Genomic DNA, 4053 nt, shown 5'->3' with positions numbered 1-4053 from the left:
AAGGCAGAAGCTGGCTTTAGTAGCTGCTTAAACCTCTATTTTTGATGTCAGTTAAATATGGGGGGATTACCCATGGGGGAAAATTAGAGCACTTGCTAATAATAAAGATAAGCGACTTCAATTTGTGACTATGCACCATCCTGGTAATGCTGGCATGAAGCCTATATTCAAAACTTCGAAAAATGAAAATTATTCTGAACATTTACTTGACGGATTGTATATTTTTCACAACCCTTATGCTAAATATCCCCTGCCACTAGAAACTTTTAGGAACAAGCATGTGGCGCAATATTATTGGGATAATAGCGAGTCAAAAGCGGACATACCCGAAAATTTTTTACTAACGAGACGTGTAGATTAACAATTTGCATAGTTATTACTGCAGTTATTAGATGGCATTTCATCAGCACAATCAAGATCCTTACTTTGCCACAGAAAATGACATTTGGATCATGTTTCTGATTACAGTAATTACTTCTGTTAATGGTTTCTGCTCTAGTTCATTCTTTCTCAAAAAAGCTTTCCACATTGACTCTCTAGTTGGGTCATTCGCAAACTCATCAGTTAGTCCAATAGGTAGCACTTCTGGAACTGTCATGCCTCGGCGAGTAAATGTAGCTTGTATGGCTTGAGCCAGGACTTGATTATCCAACTGCTCATTACTTAATAATACATAAAGATCTAAGTAGTCTTTTAATCGACTATTCGTCATGCCTAATAATGCAATAGCATGCAATTTTTCTGCGATTACCGTATAAATTGGATAAGTACGGATCTTAGGGGCAGGAAGATCATTAAGAAGCACGGGATAATGAGCATCTATTGGACCAGGTGTAACTGCATCACCAAAGCCAATATCAATTTGTATTTTAATCTTTGCTTTAGCTAACTCCCCAAATAATTCAACCCTTGCTCCAGTATAGCCTCCATCTTTTTTGATAGTGCCTACCGTCACTGATTCAGATAAAAAGTTTATGCCATCATCTGTTGAGATGCTACAGATTTTACTGAACGTTTGTTTAATATACGCTAGATCATTATCACCAAACCCCAATAAATCAATATCTTTAGTTGGGCGATGGGGCATGTCATACCATAGGTTAAACAATAAAGCACCCTTCAACAAAAACTGATTAGAATATTCTGATTCTCCAATGCGATATAACAAACGCTCCAGCCCATAACGAGTCAATACCGCATTAAAATCAGAACCTTCTTTAACAGCTATATTTTTCAAACGTGAGCGTATGGACTCACCAATATTTTTTGTCATTGAATTGCCTCAATATAAGGACGCATTACGTTTGCAACGCGACAAATTTTCGAATAATGCCATAGTTCATCAACTGTTACTTTATTTTTTGAATAAGCTTCTTTGAGCGCTTCAATGGCCACGTCAAGGCCAATTTTATTGCGGTGTTTGAAACAATCTGCAATTGTCTTGGCCAGATTATACACCCTTAGTTTAATATTATCTGATTCTATAATTTCAATTCCTTCGCTAAAGGCTTCATCTGAATATTGCACCATTTTTACCGGTGGATAATCCATTTTTGGTGTATGACTGCCTTTTGGCATAGCTATCCATACTTTTCGAGGTAGCTGTGTTGTTAGATCATGGATCTGCAAAGCAGATAGCAGGCAAAATACTGCTTGAGGTACTCGGCTTGCTATAATAATCAGGCTTTCCTTTTCTGAAAACTCAGTCTCGGGCAGGCAATAGAGCCCGGTAGCGAGTTTTTCAAGTTTGTTTTCGCTAACAAGCCTTGAAACGGTCGCTCTAGTGATCCCCTCCTTGGTTAGATCGGACATTCTAACAACACCCGTTTTCCTAGCCATCTGGAGTACTTTTTGTTTATTGTTGACCTCTGTCTTCATATTTAAATTATGATACATTATTTCGTTAATTACAAATAAATAACGAATATTTGTATCAAATGGCTTTTCCAATAAAATGCCAAAAAGTAGATAAAATATGCTTGAGTGAGATTTGCCTGTTTGAGCACGACATTGTTATACTCTGCACAATATGTTACAGAATAAAGGTGATGTAGTGGGTATTTTCTGGTCTTGCGTTCTTACTATTCTAGGTAGCTGCTCCGCCTCAATAGTTTATGGTTTTGAAGTAAACAAATACACAGTGATTTGTGCTGGAATTGCAGGATTTTTAATTGGGCTTGATTTTAGGCTTCGTGAACTAAAAAATGAAATAAACGCGAGCAGAGCTAAATTAATTTATTAAAGAGATTACTAAGCCTAAAATGAAGTTATGTAAATTGTCTTAGGTCTTGGGCTTTATGTTTAGGTAATTTAGTTTTGGAATTTTGAACAGCTTAAGTAGTGTTAAGAGACATTTGCGCGGCACAACGCATGAAAGCATTAAAATGGCTTTTCCAATATAAAATTTCAATAAAGTAGCTAAAATATCCTTGCGTGAGATTTGCGTGTTTGAGTACGACACTGTTATACATCGTACGACATTTGTAGTGGTATCGCGCGACAAATTATTACTTTAAAATCAACGAGTTATTTCAAAGGATGAGGGCTCATAATCCGTTGGTCCTAGGTTCAAGTCCTAGTGGGCCCACCAATAAAATCATGTAGTTACGGTAGTTTTTAGAAAGTTCGAAAAAGTCATGTAGACGCAATGTAGACAGATTATAAAGGAAGATATCATGTCAGGACATGACCAGTCACACAAGGATATGAAGTACTTTATCAATGATAAAGTTTATAATTGCCCATTCTGCAATCGAAGAAATGTAAGTTATTATGTGACAGACCACGGTTCTTTTGATAGTTCAAATAGTAAGACTGTTTATTTTTATGTTGTTACATGCTCAGATGATGATTGCCAAAAAGACTCTTTTCATATTAGCGCATACAACATCGCGTTAAACAACAATCGCCATGGAAAATACAGTTTTCGCTTTTCCCCAGAGCATGGAAGGCCCACTGCAAATGAAAGAAAAGAGGGCGGAATATTAACTTATGGGGATATACTGGACAAAGATGGTAGTCCGATATCTGAACTTGATGATTTATTTTACTATAATGAACCATCCTCTTTTTTTATTATAGATGAAAGAGTCCCTACTTCCATCAGAAAACCTTTAAGTGAATCGTATAACTCTGTAAAAAATAACCTAATTACAGGAGCATCTGCAGGATTGAGAAAAGCAATTTATAAGTTATTACAACATGAAGGTATACCGGATATTAATAATGCAGGTGATTTCCACTCTCACGATTATAGAATAGAACTTTTAAAACAAAAGCATAAAGATATTGATTCTGAGCTTTTAAATGAGTTAAAAGCAATACATATTTTGACCAGTCAAGAATTGCATGAAAACGACTGGGAGGATTTTGATGGCCCGACAATTCGTTTTCTAATTGAGGTAATTAAAGAAGTTCTCAATCATTTGTATATCATACCAGATGAGAAAGAAAAACGTCGAGTGGAGTTAGCTTCATTAAAATCCAAAGCAAAGCCTAAAAAATCATCGAAACCCCAAAATCAAAAGTAGTCTGACTTCCGGTATCTGGAATCTGTTAAGCTATATTTTGATTTAATCCCCACTTGCAACCAAACTAACTATTATACCTAGATTAGGGATAAAACAACTAGGAGGATTGGCATGGACATAAATGAGGCTAGGCAATCTATGGATGATTACCTAAGACAAAAGCCACATTATTCTGGGGAGATAGAAAAATCAAATAATGGTTTTCAAATTACTCTTTTTAAACACTCATATAGCAAACCTCTCCCGATTCGAAATAATGAAGAAGTTGAAATCCGAGTCCGAACGATTCCAAACCAAGTCTTTAGATGTTTAACTCGAGAAAGATTACACGAAATAATAGAGAAATTAATGAACACATTTATTCAAAATTAATAGTCATTTCATATTCAATTATTGGCAAAATCCCATATGTAACCTAATATTAAAAAATACAGCATCTAATTTATGCAACATGCATTATATTTGAGACACTTATGGGCAAGGAAAAGAGTCTTGAAGGTATCAATGGATGGCTGATACTAGT

At 35.7% G+C, this 4053-nt stretch carries 4 protein-coding genes; 2 read left to right on the top strand and 2 right to left on the bottom strand.

What is annotated here, in order from left to right:
* Positions 1–421: 421 nt before the first annotated feature.
* Together Lery_RS11315 and Lery_RS11310 are read right to left on the bottom strand one after the other, a co-directional pair.
* The gene (locus Lery_RS11315; RefSeq protein ID WP_058527364.1) at positions 422–1273 is read right to left on the bottom strand and encodes a nucleotidyl transferase AbiEii/AbiGii toxin family protein; all 852 of its coding nucleotides are present in this window, start codon (positions 1271–1273) and stop codon (positions 422–424) included.
* Positions 1270–1950 (bottom strand): type IV toxin-antitoxin system AbiEi family antitoxin domain-containing protein, encoded by a 681-nt coding sequence (locus tag Lery_RS11310; protein ID WP_237759221.1) that lies wholly within the window; start codon positions 1948–1950, stop codon positions 1270–1272. The genes Lery_RS11315 and Lery_RS11310 overlap by 4 nt, the downstream gene beginning before the upstream one ends.
* Before the next feature lie 725 nt (positions 1951–2675).
* On the opposite strand from Lery_RS11310, the gene Lery_RS11305 reads away from it, so the two are divergent.
* Together Lery_RS11305 and Lery_RS11300 are read left to right on the top strand one after the other, a co-directional pair.
* Positions 2676–3530: a hypothetical protein gene (locus Lery_RS11305; RefSeq protein WP_058527363.1), complete on the top strand. Its 855-nt coding sequence runs from the start codon at positions 2676–2678 to the stop codon at positions 3528–3530.
* A 111-nt stretch (positions 3531–3641) separates the two neighbouring features.
* On the top strand, positions 3642–3902 hold the full coding sequence (locus tag Lery_RS11300) for a hypothetical protein (RefSeq protein WP_058527362.1): 261 nt from the start codon (positions 3642–3644) through the stop codon (positions 3900–3902).
* The last annotated feature ends 151 nt before the right edge of the window (positions 3903–4053 follow it).

This window comes from Legionella erythra (assembly GCF_001467615.1).
GTDB lineage: Bacteria > Pseudomonadota > Gammaproteobacteria > Legionellales > Legionellaceae > Legionella_C > Legionella_C erythra.
This window is presented reverse-complemented; position numbering and strand designations above follow the sequence as displayed.

Coding starts and splice junctions, on each gene's coding strand:
- Lery_RS11305 (WP_058527363.1), top strand. CDS start 2,676: ATGTCAGGACATGACCAGTCACACAAGGATATGAAGTACTTTATCAAT.
- Lery_RS11300 (WP_058527362.1), top strand. CDS start 3,642: ATGGACATAAATGAGGCTAGGCAATCTATGGATGATTACCTAAGACAA.
- Lery_RS11315 (WP_058527364.1), bottom strand. CDS start 1,273: ATGACAAAAAATATTGGTGAGTCCATACGCTCACGTTTGAAAAATATA.